Origin of the sequence: Motiliproteus sediminis (assembly GCF_017912535.1) — a bacterium.
Classification (GTDB): domain Bacteria; phylum Pseudomonadota; class Gammaproteobacteria; order Pseudomonadales; family Balneatricaceae; genus Motiliproteus; species Motiliproteus sediminis.
Window position 1 is genome coordinate 301,808 of record NZ_JAERQK010000001.1, and the last position, 14,516, is coordinate 316,323.

12 protein-coding genes are annotated in these 14,516 nt (G+C 61.0%); 6 read left to right on the forward strand and 6 right to left on the reverse strand.

Translation table 11 applies throughout. The features are described 5' to 3' along the window. Positions 1–131: 131 nt before the first annotated feature. On the forward strand, positions 132–1,541 hold the full coding sequence (locus JJQ76_RS01425; protein ID WP_210394847.1) for an aminotransferase-like domain-containing protein: 1,410 nt from the start codon (positions 132–134) through the stop codon (positions 1,539–1,541). Between the two features lie 22 nt (positions 1,542–1,563). Here JJQ76_RS01425 and JJQ76_RS01430 read toward each other — a convergent pair whose 3' ends face one another. Next, positions 1,564–1,869 carry a hypothetical protein gene (locus JJQ76_RS01430; protein ID WP_210394848.1) on the reverse strand — a complete coding sequence of 102 codons (306 nt, stop codon included), beginning with the start codon at positions 1,867–1,869 and terminating at the stop codon, positions 1,564–1,566. Between the two features lie 125 nt (positions 1,870–1,994). Between JJQ76_RS01430 and JJQ76_RS01435 the strand changes: the two genes are divergently transcribed. Beyond that, positions 1,995–2,600 (forward strand): DUF502 domain-containing protein, encoded by a 606-nt coding sequence (locus JJQ76_RS01435; protein WP_210394849.1) that lies wholly within the window; start codon positions 1,995–1,997, stop codon positions 2,598–2,600. Here JJQ76_RS01435 and JJQ76_RS01440 read toward each other — a convergent pair. Beyond that, positions 2,585–3,163 carry a hypothetical protein gene (locus tag JJQ76_RS01440; RefSeq protein ID WP_210394850.1) on the reverse strand — a complete coding sequence of 193 codons (579 nt, stop codon included), beginning with the start codon at positions 3,161–3,163 and terminating at the stop codon, positions 2,585–2,587. The genes JJQ76_RS01435 and JJQ76_RS01440 overlap by 16 nt on opposite strands. A gap of 147 nt (positions 3,164–3,310) precedes the next feature. Here JJQ76_RS01440 and modB point away from each other — a divergent pair, with 147 nt between their 5' ends. Both modB and modC read left to right on the forward strand, forming a co-directional pair. Beyond that, positions 3,311–3,979, forward strand: a complete 669-nt coding sequence (gene modB / locus JJQ76_RS01445; RefSeq protein ID WP_246480019.1) for a molybdate ABC transporter permease subunit — start codon at positions 3,311–3,313, stop codon at positions 3,977–3,979. Further along, on the forward strand, positions 3,976–5,046 hold the full coding sequence (modC, locus tag JJQ76_RS01450; RefSeq protein WP_210394851.1) for a molybdenum ABC transporter ATP-binding protein: 1,071 nt from the start codon (positions 3,976–3,978) through the stop codon (positions 5,044–5,046). The genes modB and modC overlap by 4 nt, the downstream gene beginning before the upstream one ends. Here modC and JJQ76_RS01455 read toward each other — a convergent pair whose 3' ends face one another. The 4 genes from JJQ76_RS01455 to imuA all read right to left on the reverse strand — a co-directional run bounded on the left by JJQ76_RS01455 (position 5,047) and on the right by imuA (position 11,393). Continuing rightward, on the reverse strand, positions 5,047–6,069 hold the full coding sequence (locus tag JJQ76_RS01455) for a diguanylate cyclase (protein WP_210394852.1): 1,023 nt from the start codon (positions 6,067–6,069) through the stop codon (positions 5,047–5,049). A 152-nt stretch (positions 6,070–6,221) separates the two neighbouring features. Next, positions 6,222–9,311 carry an error-prone DNA polymerase gene (locus JJQ76_RS01460; RefSeq protein ID WP_210394853.1) on the reverse strand — a complete coding sequence of 1,030 codons (3,090 nt, stop codon included), beginning with the start codon at positions 9,309–9,311 and terminating at the stop codon, positions 6,222–6,224. Further along, complete coding sequence (locus tag JJQ76_RS01465; RefSeq protein ID WP_210394854.1) at positions 9,311–10,717, reverse strand: Y-family DNA polymerase; 1,407 nt, start codon at positions 10,715–10,717, stop codon at positions 9,311–9,313. Before JJQ76_RS01465 ends, JJQ76_RS01460 begins: the two co-directional genes overlap by 1 nt. A gap of 10 nt (positions 10,718–10,727) precedes the next feature. Continuing rightward, entirely contained in the window at positions 10,728–11,393 is a 666-nt protein-coding gene (gene imuA / locus JJQ76_RS01470) for a translesion DNA synthesis-associated protein ImuA (RefSeq protein ID WP_210394855.1), read from the reverse strand. Between the two features lie 90 nt (positions 11,394–11,483). On the opposite strand from imuA, the gene JJQ76_RS01475 reads away from it, so the two are divergent. Together JJQ76_RS01475 and JJQ76_RS01480 are read left to right on the forward strand one after the other, a co-directional pair. Next, on the forward strand, positions 11,484–12,533 hold the full coding sequence (locus JJQ76_RS01475; protein WP_210394856.1) for a PA0069 family radical SAM protein: 1,050 nt from the start codon (positions 11,484–11,486) through the stop codon (positions 12,531–12,533). 232 nt (positions 12,534–12,765) lie between these two features. Further along, on the forward strand, positions 12,766–14,316 hold the full coding sequence (locus JJQ76_RS01480) for a methyl-accepting chemotaxis protein (RefSeq protein ID WP_210394857.1): 1,551 nt from the start codon (positions 12,766–12,768) through the stop codon (positions 14,314–14,316). Positions 14,317–14,516: the final 200 nt, after the last annotated feature.

The following is a 14,516-nucleotide window of genomic DNA, read 5'->3' on the forward strand; positions in this document are numbered from 1 at the left end:
CGGGGCTGCATCCGGGCCGGCTTTATGTCACTATGCCGTCAGCTGTTCTGACAATACATGTACAGTTGGCGATAAAGATAACGCACTGTACTGGTCGAACGACCTAGCCAATTCATCGGGCAGGAGGCGTCATGGCTCTGGTAGAGATTAATCACCGCGATTCGCTGCCGCTGATCGAGCAGATCGTGCAGGGGGTAAAGCAGCAGGTGGATAACCGCGCGCTGCGCATCGGCTCACGGGTGCCCTCCATTCGCAGCTTTGCCAGCGATCACGGGGTCAGCCGGTTTACCGTGGTACAGGCCTATGATCGCCTGGTGGCAGCGGGCTACCTGGCGTCACGACAGGGATCCGGGTTCTATGTCAGTAAGCCCACGCCGGAAGCGGTTATCGACGCCGACCCCGCCTGCGATCTGGACCGGGCGGTGGATGTGCTGTGGTTGCTCCGCCGGGCGATGCAGGATGACAGTCACCGCTACCAGCCGGGGTGTGGTTGGCTGCCGGCCTCGTGGAAGGATGCCGGCAGTTTGCAGCGAGGCCTGCGCCAGCTGTCTCGTGGCAGCACCGGGCAACTGGTGGGCTATGGCCGTGCCGCCGGCTATGCGCCCCTGCGTCAAGACCTGCAGCGGCGGTTGGGGGAGGCGGGGATTCAGGCGGATACCCGGCAGATCGTCACTACCCACGGAATCTCCCACGCGCTGGATCTGATCTGTCGCTATCTGGTGCGGCGGGACGACGTAGTGCTGGTGGATGATCCCAGTTACTTCAACCTGTTTGGCATGTTGCGATTGCTGGGCGCGCGGGTGATCGGAGTGCCGCGTCTGGCCGATGGCCCCGATACCGAGGCGCTGGCGACGCTGATGGCGGCTGATCGGCCGCGACTGATGATCACCAGCAGTATTCTGCATAATCCCACCGGCAGTTCGATCTCGCCGGCAACCGCGTACCGCATGCTGCAATTGGCGGACCAGCACGACATGCTGATTATCGACGATGACATTTATGGTGATTTCCACCCCAACCCCCCGGCCCGGCTGGCGGCACTGGATCAGCTCAAGCGGGTGATCTACGTCAGCAGCTTTTCCAAGACGATCTCGGCCAGTTTGCGGGTTGGCTACATTGCTTGTGATCCGGACCTGGCGCAAGAGCTGCTTGACCTCAAGCTGCTGACTCACCTCACCAGCTGTGAAGTGAGCGAACGGCTGGTACACCAGGTGTTGGTCGAAGGCGCTTACCGCAAGCATATGAGTCGCGTGCAGGTGCGTTTGGATCGGGCGCGTGAGCAGGCGCTATCGGAGTTGGAACGGAGCGGTTTTCGCCCGTTTCTGGAGCCGGAACAGGGGATGTTTGTCTGGGCCGAAATGCCGGCGGGGGATATGAATGCAGCTGAACTGGCGCACGCGGCACTGCAGTACGACATGGTGCTGGCGCCGGGTAACATCTTTCGCCCGCAGCCGGCGGCATCGCGCTGGTTGCGGTTTAACGTGGCCTATTGTGATGCGCCGGAGCAGTTTGCATTGATCCGGCGTTTACTGGGGCGTTGAACCCGGAGACCGTGCGGGCGTCTTAGCCCTGGCCGGCAAAACTACTGGCGCGCCGGTGGGCTTCAGCCAGCATGAACCCCTGGTCGCGGTCCGGGTTAAACTTTGGCCAGCTGTGGTGCACGGTGTGGCGAATGCCGCAGCGTTCGCAGGTGACCGTGTGCCGGCTCTGATAGAAGCCGGCGTTGGCGTCCTTGAACTGGATCAGGGCCCAGCGCTCGCTGTCACGGTGAAATAGCCGGTGCCAGGCAGCGCGGGGATCTTTCCATTGCAGCAGCTGCTTGAACAGCTGGTTAATGCGGGACTCGGAGCGGGGCAAAGCGGTGTACATGATCAAACCTCGGGCCCGGTGGGCGGTAAAGCGTAACAGCAAGGGTAAGGTCGGCGGTGGCGGGCAAAACTTTAACCCATCGCTGATTCTATTGTAGTGATACTGGGCTGGAGAGCCGGAATAAAATGCGAACTGTAACCAAATATTTTTTTCAGGGCTTGTTGGTGCTGCTGCCCCTGTTGTTGACCTTCTACCTGGTCAATTGGGTCTTTCAGGGCGTTAACGAAACCCTGTTTCTGGCTGTCGGTGACGCCCTGCAAAGCTGGCTGCCCCGGCAAACCGAACATTGGAGCGCCAACCTGCTGGGGCTGGGGGTAACCCTGGGGTTGATCGTCATGGTCGGCTGGCTGGCGTCACACTGGCTGGGGCAGCGGCTGCTGCGTATTCTGGAACGGCTGCTGGAGCGGATTCCGGTAGTCAAAATGCTGCACGGCGCGTTGCGGGATCTGATTACCGCCTTTATCGGTGAACGTAAAAGTTTTGATCGCCCGGTTTATGTGGAGCTGCCGCAGACCGGCGGCAAGCTGCTGGGGTTTATCACCAGTGACGCACCGGGGTTTGAGGAGTTACCCGGGCACGTGGCTGTTTATCTGCCTCAATCCTACAACATTGCCGGTAATCTGGTGCTATTCCCACGCGACCGGGTGCATTGCCTCGATATCACCAGCAGCGAGTTGACCGCATTCCTGCTCTCGGGCGGGGTGTCGCGCCGGACTCAGGATTCCGGTTGAGAGGGGGCGCGCTCCAGTCGCGGTGCTTCGGTCAGCATGCGGGCTTTGCCTTCGACCAGCAGGCGGGTTAGCAGAGAGCGCTTCAGCTCCTCTTGCCGGGCGGCGGTCAGATAGGTGCGCACTTCATCTCGAATCTGCTCCAGCGGCGGAGAGGAGAGCGACTGGTTTTCGGCATAGAACGCGGCGATCTCCTCTTCGCTGGGGGCTGCGCCGGGCATCAGCTGGTTCTGGATGCTCATCCGATCCCGGTTCTGTGCCGCCATTTGCTGCTGAATATAGGCTTCGACGACTGCCTCCTCAATCAGCAACATCTGTTGCTCAAAGGAGAGCTTGCGAATCTGGTACAGCGGGCGACGATACTCGATCGGCAGATCGTGATAGCTGTACTGGCGCTCGCCGACCTGGAACAAGGGCGGCTCGGCAGGCGACGGGCTGGCCGCAGGTGCCGGCTCGGCAGGGGGCTGCGTCGGTGCCAGCAGCTGGGCGCCAGCGAAGGCGGCGACACAGGCCACCAGCAGGTGACTGAACAGCAGGGCCAGGGGGGAGCTCGAACGCGCTTTCATAACAACAGGTACCTTATTTGATCAACAACGGGCGCTGCCGCATTATAGCGGCGTCGTTCGGTTTTTGTCGCACCTTCAACGGCATGCGCTTGATTGGTGCGATATTTGCTGCCTTTTCGACAGGTATGATGCTCTGAGGAGTCGATTTTGGATTGGACCACGGTCTGGATCACTATCCGTCTGGCAGCGGTGACCACGCTGGTACTGCTGCTGGTGGGAACACCGTTGGCGTGGTGGCTGGCGCGCTCTCGCCGCTGGTGGAAGGAGCTGGTCGGTACCGTCGTAGCGCTACCGCTGGTGCTGCCGCCAACGGTGCTGGGATTCTATCTGCTGGTGCTGATGAGCCCTGAAGGCTGGATCGGCATTATGACCCAGTGGGCCGGCGCCGGTACGCTGGCGTTTACCTTCAGTGGTCTGGTGCTGGGTTCGGTACTCTACAGCCTGCCGTTCATGGTGCAGCCGCTGCGGGGCGCGTTTGAACAGCTGGGCGACCGGCCGCTGGAGGTGGCCGCCACGCTGGGTGCCTCGCCTGCGGATACTTTTTTCAGCGTGGTGGTTCCGCTGTGCCGCAGTGGCTTTCTCAGCGGTGCGGTGCTGAGCTTCGCCCATACCGTGGGGGAGTTCGGTGTGGTGCTGATGATCGGCGGCAACATTCCCGGAGAAACCAAGGTGCTGAGCGTGGCGATCTACGACCACGTGGAAGCGCTGGACTGGGCGCAGGCCCACTGGATGGCCGGCGGAATGGTGGCGTTTGCCTTTGTGGTACTGGCTGCGATGTATCTGCTCGAAGGGCGTAGCCGGCGGGAGGCGCTATGAGTGGTATTTCGGTCCAGCTGGCGCACCGTCTGGGTGCGTTTTCGCTCGATCTGGGATTTGAGGCACCGGGAGTAGGGGTTACTGCGCTGTTCGGGCCTTCGGGTTCGGGTAAAACCTCGGTGCTGCGTGCCGTGGCGGGTCTGGAGCGTTGCCATGACGCGCGCGTGGTCGTCAATGGTGAGGTCTGGCAGCAGCCGGGCCTGTTTGTGCCTGTGCACCGGCGCCGTCTGGGATATGTGTTTCAGGAGGCAAGTCTGTTTCCGCACCTTAGCGTGGCCGACAACCTGACTTTTGGCTGGCGGCGCCTGCCGCAGGCAGAGCGGCTGTTGCAGCCGGCTCGCGCCGCCGAGTTGCTGGGGCTGGAGGCGTTGCTGCAACGCCGGCCCAACCGGCTCTCCGGCGGTGAGCGTCAGCGGGTGGCGATTGCCCGGGCACTGCTGAATTCACCGCGCTTGCTGCTGCTGGACGAGCCGCTCTCGGCCCTCGACCAGCAGGCCAAGCGCAGTATTCTCGGTTATCTGCAGCGCCTGCAGGATGAGTTGGCGATTCCGATGCTGTTTGTCAGTCATGATCCGGGTGAAGTGGCGCAGTTGGCTGATTATCTGGTGTTGCTCAAGGGCGGTGGGGTAACGGCGGCAGGTAGTGCTGCCGACCTGATGACCCGTTTGGATCTTAGTCTGGCCCGTGGCGCGGATGCCGAGTCGGTGCTGGATGGCTTTGTATCATCCCATGACGACACCTTTGACCTGACCTGGATCGGTATGTCTGGCGGCCGTATCGCCTTACCAAGAGAGGCGATACCTGTCGGACGTCATGCGCGGGTGCATGTTAAGGCACGGGATGTGAGTCTGACCCTGCGGGCTCACCATGATTCCAGCATTACCAATGTGCTGCCGGCGCGAGTGGTTGAAGCGCAGGATATCTCCGCCTCGCAAACCATGCTGCGGCTGACTCTGGATGATGGCCAGATCCTGCTGGCGCTACTGACCCGCCGCTCCGCGTTGGCGCTGGGGCTGGCGCCGAGGATGCGGGTGTTTGCGCAGATCAAAGGGGTAGCTCTGGGTTGATCAGGAGCCGATAGCTGCGTCCTTGCCTGCGTTTTTAGCCCGGTAGAGCGCTTTGTCGGCGCGTTCGATCAGGCCCTCGGCGGTGTCGTCCGCCGCGCACATGGCAATGCCGATGGAGGCGGTGATCTTGCCCAGCAGTTCGCCGGTGGAGCGGCGCTTGAGCTGGCTCTTGCGCAGCGCATTGAGAATGTTACTGGCGACTTTGAAAGCCCCGTCCTTGGTGGTCTGTGGCAGTAGCACGGCAAACTCGTCGCCGCCGTAACGGCCCACAGCATCGGCACCACGCACCGAGTTGGTCAGGACCTTGGCGATATAGCAGAGCACCTGATCACCGACCACGTGGCCGTACTGATCGTTAAGAGGTTTGAAATTGTCGAGATCGATCATCAGCAGGGCACTGGATTGCGGTTCGTCACCGCTGCGTAGCATCTGGCTGATGCGTGAATCCAGCCCCCGGCGATTGAGCACACCGGTTAGCGGATCGGCAAAAATCTCCTGACGAATCTGGTTGTACTGCTCTTTCAGTTCGGTGATTTCGGTGGTGGCGCAGTTAAGGTCTGACTCCAGATGTTCCACTTTGCCGTGCATGCTCTGGGTTTCGCTGATTAATTCGTCCACCACGCTCTTCACCAGCTCCAGGTCGTCAGCCTGACGCCCCAGAGTCTCGCTGGATTTCAACAGGTGTTCGGCGTACTGACCGAGGTCGCCGCGAGCGGTGCCCGTTGCCGACAGTGCTTTGACCATGATCTCGTTGAGTGCTTCACGGAACGCCGCCAGGCGTTCGTTATCATGCTGGCCAAAGTGCTCCTGGTAGAGTGACTGGAGCTGCTCTTCCAGAGTGTCAGGTACCTGCTCCAACCGTTCTACCTGATGACTGATATGGGGGTTGGCACCACTGATATGCTCGTAACCAACGGTGTAGTTCACCGGTGTCGCGGCAATCTGGTTACGGCGAATCCAGCTCAGGGTCTCTTCCGCCTGGGCATGGGTACGGGCGCACTCGCTGAGGTCTTTGTCGGTCATTGGAGTGCGCATCCTGCTGGGTGAAATCGTGGCAATGGTCGAGCTCCGCTTTTCAAGTATCACTAACTATATAGCCCTGTATGCGGATTGCGAGTGACAAAATCGCTCAAAGGGATGCTTTATTGGCATATGTCAAAACATTCCCTTTGCGTTCACTGAAAATCGCGGGAACGCACCGCCAGTTCCGACCAGAGCGGGCTGATATCGGTGAGCCGGCCGGCCAGGATATGGATCAGTTGTCCCTCTTTCTCCAGAGTGCCGTCAACTTTCAATAGATGGCTGTTTAGCAATGGCTGACGCTGTGCCTGCGCTGTGGCTTTCCAGACCACCAGATTGATCTGTCCGGTTTCGTCCTCCAGGGTGACAAAAGTGACGTCGGCAGCGCTGCTCGGGCGCTGGCGATTGGTGACCAGTCCGGCGACCTGAACTAACTGGCCGCGGCGTTGGCGGGGCAAACCGGCGGCGGTGATGGCACCGGGCAGCAGTCCTCTCTCTCGCAGTAGCGCCAGCGGGTGTCGACCCAAACTAAGGCCCAAGTGGCGATAGTCCTCGCTCAGGCACTGGTACTCGCTGGGGGGCGGCAGCCGGGTTTGGCTCGGCACTGGTGGTGCGCTGACATCCAGCGCCATGGGTGTGTCGCTTGTCAGCAGCTCCCAGCGTGCCTGAAAGCGGTGTTGGCCCAGGATGTCCAGCGCACCGCCAGCGGCCAGAGCGTCCCAGTGATTGGCGGCCAGAGAGAGGGCTCGCCTGGCCGTGGCAATGGTGGCAAAGCCCCCGGGTGGGCGTTGCTGGCACAGCTGTTCGGCTGCCTGGCGCGAGAATCCGCGGATCAGCCGTAACCCCAGGCGCAGTATCGGCTGCGAAGGGTGGTCGGTTTCCAGCGTGCAGTCCCAGTGACTGTGGTTGATGCAGACCGGGCGCACGTTGACCCCGTGGCGTTGCGCATCCTGAACCAGCTGGGATGGGCTATAAAACCCCATCGGCTGGCTGTTGAGCAAACCACAACAGAACGCCGCCGGATGGTGGCGTTTCAGCCAGGCAGACAGGTAAACCAGCAGGGCAAAACTGGCGGCATGGGACTCAGGAAAGCCGTACTCGCCGAAGCCTTCAATCTGGCGGCAGAGGCGTTGGGCGAATGGTAACGGGTAACCTCGTTGCAGCATCCCGTCGGTCAATTGCTGCTGGTAGCGGGCGATACTGCCGCTGCGGCGCCAGGCTGCCATGGCACGGCGTAGCTGGTCCGCCTCACCGCCGCTGAAACCGGCCGCGACCATCGCCAGCCGGATCACCTGCTCCTGAAAGATCGGCACACCGAGGGTGCGCTCCAGCACGGCGCGTACTTCGGTCGTGGGGTAGTCGATCGCTTCGAGCCCCTGGCGCCGCTTGAGGTAGGGGTGAACCATGTCGCCCTGGATCGGCCCCGGACGGACGATAGCGACCTGTATAACCAGATCGTAGTAGTTGCGCGGTTGCAGGCGTGGCAGCATGTTCATCTGCGCCCGGGATTCCACCTGGAAAACCCCCATGCTGTCGGCCTGGCAGAGCATCTCATAGGTGGCGGGGTCTTCTCGGGGAATTGACTGTATGCTGAGTGCTTGACCATTCTGCTCCGACAGCAGTGCCAGACTCTTGCGGATGGCGGTGAGCATTCCCAGGGCCAGTATATCTACCTTCAGCAGACCCAGCGCTTCCAGGTCGTCCTTGTTCCACTGGATCAGGGTGCGCTCCGGCATCGCCGCGTTCTCGATCGGCACCAGCTCGCTAAGGGCGGTGGCCGCGATGACAAAACCACCCACATGCTGGGACAGGTGGCGGGGAAATCCGAGGATATCGCTGACGCCCCGGCACAGCCAGCCAAAACGTGGATCCGGCGAACTCCCGCCGAGCTTTGCCAGCTGTTGCTGCCAGGGGTGATCGGAATCGCGCCGGTCGAGCTGGGCAATTAGCCAGGCCAGGTAGCTCTGGTCGTACCCAAGCGCCTTGCCAACATCGCGAATGGCACTTTTGGCGCGATAACTGATTACCGTGGCTGCCAGTCCTGCCCGTTCACGGCCGTAGCGGCGATAGATGTATTGGATCACCTCCTCACGCCGTTCATGCTCGAAGTCCACGTCGATGTCCGGAGGCTCGTTGCGCTCGCGGGAGATAAAGCGTTCCACCAGCAGACTGACCTCGCGGGGGTCCACTTCAGTGATGTGCAGGCAGTAACAGACGATGGAGTTAGCCGCCGAGCCGCGCCCCTGGCAGAGAATGCCGCGGCCGCGGGCATAACGGACGATATCTTCAATAGTGAGGAAATAGTGCTCGTAACGGAGCTCGCTGATCAGCGCCAGCTCATGTTCGATCTGGTTGCGCAGGCGGGCGGAAACACCATCGGCAAAGCGCAGGCGGGCCCCCTGTTCAACCCGCTGGCGCAGATGGTCGGCGGCGCTGCTGCCCGCAGGGACCAGTTCGGCCGGATACTCATACCGCAACTCGCTCAGGTCGAACTGGCAACGCGCGGCGATAGCGATACTCTCGGTCAGCTCATCCGCGGTGAACAGACGTCGTAGTTTGGCTGCCGAGCGCAGGTGGCGTTCGCCGTTGGCGGCCAGCTCAAAGCCGGCCTGTTGCACGCTGGTACCGAGACGGATAGCGGTCAGTATATCCTGCAACGGCTGGCGCCCGGGGTGGTGCATGTGGACATTGCCGGCGGCTACCGTTGGTATCCGCAGACGAATGGCCAACCGCTGCCGGCGGGCATAGTGGCGGGCGTCGTCGGGATGGGCCAGATCGCGTTCGAGCAGCAGCCACAGCCGGCCGTCATGATGGTCGCGCAACCGGCGCAGGTGTGGTTCAAGCAGGTCGGGATCCGTCGCCGGACCGATCAGCCACAGGCAGTGGTCGAGCAGCTGTGGCTGGTGCAGGTCGTGCCAATCGATCTGGTAGTGGCCCTTGTCGGCACGCCGGCGGCAGCGGCTGATCAGGGTGCAGAGCTGGGCATAGCCGCGCCGATCCGGCGCCAGCAGCACTACGCACTGGTCCTGTAACCGGAACTCGCTGCCGACAATCAGCTTGATGCTGTGTGTGCGGGCTTCTTCCCAGGCTCGAACAACACCGGCCACAGAGCATTCGTCGGTGAGCGCGATAGCACGATAGCCCAGCTCGGCGGCGCGCCGGACCAGTTCGTGTGGGTGAGAGGCGCCGCGCAAAAAGGTGAAGTTGCTGATGGCGTGAAGCTCAGCGTAGGCAACGGCCTTCATCAGCCAAACCAGCCGTGCAGGTACCAGCGCTGGTGATCATCCCGAAACAGCCAGCCGAGGCGGCCATCGGGCCAGCGTCCCAGAAAATAGTCGCGCCGGACCCATTGTTGCCACCAGCCGCTGCTGATCCGTTCCGGTCCGCTCAGGAGCTCGATTGCCAGCTTGGATGGCGGCTCTGCCAGGGGGGGCGGCTGTGCCAGTAACCAGCTTGGTCGGCGCTTGGCGAGCGGCTGCTGCGCGGGGCGGTTGAGCTTGGGTGGTCTCTGGCAGCAGGCATATTCGGGGCGGTGGTCTTCAGTCAGTGCCAGGCCCTGTACTGCCGCGTGACCGAGGCGGGTCTGCAAGCGGCTGATCAGCAGTTGCGGATCTTCCTGCCGAGGGCTGACAAACAGGTCAGCAGTGCCGGTTTGGTCGGTGCTGAGGCGGGTTGCCTCCAGCGTCAGCTCGATAACCGGCTGGGTTAGCGTTTCCCGTTCCAATCGCAGTCGCCACAACTCCAGCCACACACCAGCGGACTGTTCGCCGCAGCGGTGGGCCAACAGCAAGCGGCGGTGGTGTTGATCGCGGTGATGCAGGGTCAGTCCAAGCTCGGCGGCCCGCAGTTGGGTCTGGCGCAGATAGCCTTCCAGCTCTGCCAGCAGGCGGCGCAGGGGGAACAGCAGTGCCTGTATCTGCGTAACTTCGTGATTGAGAATCTGGTGGCGGCGAAAGCGGGCCGGGGGCTGCAGATACGTCGGTGGATCGGGCTGGTGGCCGCACAGGCGATCGAGGTAACCGGTTAGCCCGGGGCCAAAGCGTTGTGCCAGCTCGTTCCGCGGAAGGTCGAGCAGTTGACCGACCCGCCGCAGCCCCATCCCGGCCAATTGTTGTAGCTGCCGTTGCGGCAGCGGCAGTTGGTGCAGCGCCAACGCCTCAAGACGTTGGCGCAGTTGTCGCGGATCGAGACACAGTCCCTGATCGGTAATGGCCAGCAGGCGGGCACCTTCGGGAGTGGGGCCGGTCGCGCTGTTGACGCTGAACTGCAGTGGTTGCAGCGCCGTCATCAGGCGCTGGTAAAGTTGCTCCAGTGAGCCGAAGTAGCGAGCCATGGAGGCGATCTCAAGCAGCAGGCCGCAGGGGGGAACAAGCGCTACGCGAGCACTGAAATGGCCGGCCCAGAGCCCCAGTGCCCGCCATTGGCTATCAGCGGCAGACGGGCAGGGGGTGCATAACTGCAGTTCGGGGCAGCGTGCCAGCGCGCTGGCGACCGACTGGTGAGGCTCGACCCCCTGAGCGCGGGCGAGCTGATTGCACAGTTGTATCCGGGGGGGATTAGGTTCGCACAGGGCCGCCGGCCCCGGTGTGTCACTGGAGTAGCAGACCTCCAGGGGGAGTAGCGGAAACTGCAGCGCCAGATAAAGCGACATCCTGGCACACCTAGGGAAGAGGCCGCAGGCAGGCGTCGGCACCGGTTAGCAGGCGGTGCTGTCCCAGATCAAAGCGTCGTTCCGGCAGGGGCCAGTTGTGGCGTCGTTTAGCCAGCGCCAGAACGCTGCCGTGGCGGGCGGGTTGGAGTTGCAGTCGGTAGGCGGCGGCGCTGGTGTGGGGTGAGGGCTGCTGGTGCAGCAACACCCCCAGTGTTTGCTGCTGCGAGGCTGCCAGTTGCAGTCGGCGAACATGGCGGCCATCACTCGGCTCCAGCCAACCCAGCACCGCGCTGCAACTGCCGCATTGCAGTGCTTGTTCCATGACCCAGAGCGGATCCTGCCGGTTGCGGGTGCGCACCAGCAGGATCCGGCTGAGATCGATTCCGGCAGCGGCCAGTGCCGGTGCATAGGGGGTATGGGGTGGATCGACCCACAGAATCCAGCGCGGCTGCTGCGACAAGCGAGCCAGCAGTGGCAGCAACAGGCGTAGTTCGCCACAGCCTTCCCCCGGGTACTGCAGCGCGATCAGGTTGCCGGCCTGCCAGCCGCCACCGAGTTCATGATCAAGATCCGCATAGCCACTGACCAGCAGTTCCCGGGTTGGCAGGGGATGAGGCTGGTTGCCACGCCAGATCTGGCCTTGGCGTAATAGCTGTTCGAGAGAAGGAGAAGGCATAGTGATCCGCTCTTGCCAATACTGTATGTTTGTACAGTATAATAATTCTGCTGGATCACCCACAACTCTTTTTGCGCCCAGGAGGTCCTGATGACAGCGCCCCGTTTTATTACCGGCCGCGGAGTGGCGAGCAACCCGGCAAACCGCTACGCGTCTGCTCACAGCGAGTTTGAGCCTGATCATCCGCCATCGGTTGTCACCGAAGTGCGCGCCGAACAGGCCAAGAGCATCATCGCCCGTAACCGTTCCCCCGACCTGCCCTTTGCCCAGTCGATCAATCCCTATCAGGGGTGTGAACACGGTTGTGTCTACTGTTTTGCCCGGCCAACTCACGCTTACTGGGATCTGTCACCAGGGCTCGATTTTGAAACCCGGTTGAGCTACAAGGCAAACGCAGCCGCACTGCTGGAGCGCGAACTCAGTCGTCCCGGATATCGTTGTCGTCCGATTGCTCTGGGGAGCAACACTGACCCTTACCAGCCGCTGGAGCGGGAGCAGCAGATTACCCGGCAGTTGCTGGAGGTTCTGCAACGATTCCGACATCCCTTTACCCTGACGACCAAAAGCCAGTTGGTATTGCGTGATCTTGATATTCTGGCACCGATGGCCGCGCAGCGACTGTGCCGGGTTCATATCAGCGTTACCACGCTGGACAACACGCTCAAGCGGCGACTGGAACCACGTACCGCATCACCTAAGGCGCGTTTGCAAACGATTCGTGATCTCAATGCGGCGGGAGTCCCGGTAGGCGTGTTGGCGGCCCCGGTCATTCCCTCGATCAATGACGCCGAGCTGGAAGCGATTCTCGCTGCCAGTCACGATGCCGGAGCCTGTTCCGCGGCGTATATTCTGATTCGCCTGCCGCATGAGGTGAAAGGCCTGTTCCGCGACTGGCTGCAGGCGCATTACCCGGGCCGTGCGCGCCATGTTATCAGCCTGATCGAACAGTGCCGGGGCGGGCAGCTCTATGATCCGCGGTTTGGTCAGCGTATGACGGGCTCCGGCGTGGTGGCGACACTGCTGGCCAAGCGCTTTGAGGTGGCGTGCCGGCGGTTGGGGCTAACCGTCGGTGAAGGTGGGGGGCTGGATTGTAACTTGTTTGGTGACGAGCAAAGGTGTCAGCAGCTATCCTTTTTTTGATTTATGTCATATAAATGCTTTTTGTGACTATTGTGACATTTGTTTTCTAGGTATCATGGCTTTGGTTGAAATTTATGCTTAGTCAAAGACTGCCAAAAATCAGATATCAAACAGCTTAGGTAAATGCTTAAATCATTGGCGGTTTTGCACCGTCAAAACCAGACCTTATCGACCCGTATACAGAGTAGAGCCGATGAAAATAAATATGCCAGTCACTCAGCGGGAAGTGGTGATGGGACCTAAGCAGTCCATCATCTCCATGACCGATCTGAAAGGGCAGATCACCTATGTCAACAAGGACTTTCTTGACATTAGCGGCTTCACGGAAGATGAACTGATCGGCCAGAGCCACAATATTGTTCGTCACCCCGACATGCCTCCGGCAGCGTATAAAGATTTGTGGGGCACGGTAAAAGCGGGTAAGCCCTGGCGGGGGATGGTGAAGAACCGTTGCAAGAATGGTGACCACTACTGGGTGGATGCATTCGTAACCCCGGTAGTTAAACAAGGTACGGTAGTGGGTTACCAATCGGTACGCTCCAAACCCAGCCAGAACCAGATCCGTCAGGCTGAAGCCCTGTACAAGCGCGTTAAGCAGAGCAAGCTGGACGACCTGCCCAAAAAGCGGGATCTGCGCCTGCGCACCAGCGTTGAATTCAAGCTGCTTCAGGCTGTCTGGCTGGGATTGCTGGCGGCTGCTTTGGCAACCGGTAACTTCAGCGACGGTATGTTGTACGGGATGATTGCCGCTGGATTGGTTCTGATGGGCGGTTGCTTCTGGTGGATTGACCAACGATTGATTAAACCGCTACACCAGCTGGTCGCGCATACCAAGGCGATCGCCAACGGTGATCTCAGCCAGGTTATCGAGCTGGACCGGATTGGTGCCATGGGCGAGATACAGACCGGCATGAAAATGATCCAGGGGCGGCTGAAAGCGGTGATCGGGCGGATTCAGGAATCCTCTTTAGCGCTATCCTCTTCCGCTGATCAACTGGCCGCGATGAGCGTGCAGGCAGACCGCAGCATGCAAACCCAGATGTCGGAGACCGAGCAGATCGCCACTGCGATGCAGGAGATGACCGCCACGGTGCAGGAGGTGGCCAACAACTGCAGCATGGCCGCTGATTCAGCCGCCGAGGCGGACCGGTGCGTCAGCACCGGAGATCAGGTGGTGCAGCAGACCCAGAACAGCATTCGTACTCTGGCTACCGAGGTGGAACAGGCTGAAGAGGTGATTCAGAGCCTGCACGCTGATGCCAACAATATCGGTTCTATTCTTGATGTGATTCGCGGGGTGGCCGAGCAAACCAATCTGTTGGCACTGAACGCAGCGATCGAAGCGGCCCGCGCCGGTGAGCAGGGGCGCGGCTTTGCCGTTGTTGCCGACGAGGTTCGTTCCCTGGCCCAGCGCACCCAAAGCTCGACTGAAGAGATTCAGCAGATGATTGAGGGATTGCAGCGTAAAGCCGATTCGGCGGTAAAAGTGATGCAGCAGGGTCGCAGCTCCGCCGATCACTCGGTGGCTGAAGCGCAGCAGGCGGCGCAATCGTTGATCCAGATTCGGGAGGCAGTGGCGCGCATCAGCGATATGAGCACTCAGATCGCCACTGCAGCCGAAGAGCAATCGGCCGTATCGGAGGAGATGAACCGCAATATCGTCAAGATTCGCTCCCTGTCAGACGAGACCTCTACCGCGACGGCCGAGGGGGCCCGCTCAGCGGCGGCTCTGAGCGAAACTACCCATCGCCTCAATACGGTTACCGGCGACTACGAGGTTTAGCCTTACCCTTTGCGGCACTGCGATTGAGTTGTGAAACGCCCCTGACGGGGCGTTTTTTTTTGGTGTTGTGTGTTTATTGTGGAGCGGCTGAGAACGGTGCCGAGCGGACCCTGTTGGCTGCAGTAAGTCGGTGCTACAAAGCTCGTTTTCATAGTGGTTTGATAACCCCGGTTTTGCTTCCCGGCGACCGACTTCTTTAT

Coding starts and splice junctions, on each gene's coding strand:
- JJQ76_RS01475 (WP_210394856.1), top strand. CDS start 11,484: ATGACAGCGCCCCGTTTTATTACCGGCCGCGGAGTGGCGAGCAACCCG.
- JJQ76_RS01460 (WP_210394853.1), bottom strand. CDS start 9,311: ATGAAGGCCGTTGCCTACGCTGAGCTTCACGCCATCAGCAACTTCACC.
- modC (WP_210394851.1), top strand. CDS start 3,976: ATGAGTGGTATTTCGGTCCAGCTGGCGCACCGTCTGGGTGCGTTTTCG.
- JJQ76_RS01480 (WP_210394857.1), top strand. CDS start 12,766: ATGGGACCTAAGCAGTCCATCATCTCCATGACCGATCTGAAAGGGCAG.
- JJQ76_RS01465 (WP_210394854.1), bottom strand. CDS start 10,717: ATGTCGCTTTATCTGGCGCTGCAGTTTCCGCTACTCCCCCTGGAGGTC.
- JJQ76_RS01440 (WP_210394850.1), bottom strand. CDS start 3,163: ATGAAAGCGCGTTCGAGCTCCCCCCTGGCCCTGCTGTTCAGTCACCTG.
- JJQ76_RS01430 (WP_210394848.1), bottom strand. CDS start 1,869: ATGTACACCGCTTTGCCCCGCTCCGAGTCCCGCATTAACCAGCTGTTC.
- imuA (WP_210394855.1), bottom strand. CDS start 11,393: ATGCCTTCTCCTTCTCTCGAACAGCTATTACGCCAAGGCCAGATCTGG.
- JJQ76_RS01425 (WP_210394847.1), top strand. CDS start 132: ATGGCTCTGGTAGAGATTAATCACCGCGATTCGCTGCCGCTGATCGAG.
- JJQ76_RS01435 (WP_210394849.1), top strand. CDS start 1,995: ATGCGAACTGTAACCAAATATTTTTTTCAGGGCTTGTTGGTGCTGCTG.
- JJQ76_RS01455 (WP_210394852.1), bottom strand. CDS start 6,069: ATGACCGACAAAGACCTCAGCGAGTGCGCCCGTACCCATGCCCAGGCG.